Annotated in this window: 2 pseudogenes; one reads left to right on the top strand and one right to left on the bottom strand. The window is 72.5% G+C overall.

Features of this window, described 5'->3' with window-relative positions:
* Positions 1–243, top strand: a pseudogene (locus BFN33_RS49040) (ATP-binding protein); the annotation flags it as partial.
* 77 nt (positions 244–320) lie between these two features.
* On the opposite strand, the pseudogene BFN33_RS49045 reads toward BFN33_RS49040, so the two are convergent.
* A pseudogene (locus BFN33_RS49045) lies at positions 321–539 on the bottom strand (hypothetical protein); the annotation flags it as partial.

Genomic DNA, 539 nt, shown 5'->3' on the forward strand with positions numbered 1-539 from the left:
GGCCGACCGCCCCGGTTCGCGCTCCTGGAGGACGTCAACCGCCGCGCCCTGCACCGGCTGCGGACGGCCGTCGACGCGACGTACGAGCTGCGTGACGCGGAGCGCTACACCCGGCAGATGGTGCACTTCCACCTGAAGAACGCCCAGTCCTGGGGCAATGAGCGCACGGGGGCCGACCTGGCGGCGCAGATCGACCCCTCGTTCGTGCTCGGTGAGAGCGCGGTGGCGGCCACGACCGTCTGAAGCGGCACGCACCGCCTCACGTGACGGCGCCGCCCGAGGTGGCGGCGCCGTCTGAAGCGGCGGCAACCGGCCGACGACTACTGCCGCTTGGCAGCCGGTGCCCCCGGCACACCCTTCGGTGCCGGGGCCGGTCGGCCCGACATGAAGGCCGGCCAGCCCTGCTTCGGTGCCTCGCCGACGCCCAGGGTGCCCAGCTTCTCCAGGGTCTTCGGGTCCTGGGCGTCCAGCCAGTCGGCCAGCTGCCGGAAGGAGACACAGCGCACGTCGGGCTTGTTGCACACCTGCTCGATGGTCTC

The organism is Streptomyces sp. LUP47B (assembly GCF_001746295.1).
Lineage (GTDB): Bacteria > Actinomycetota > Actinomycetes > Streptomycetales > Streptomycetaceae > Streptomyces.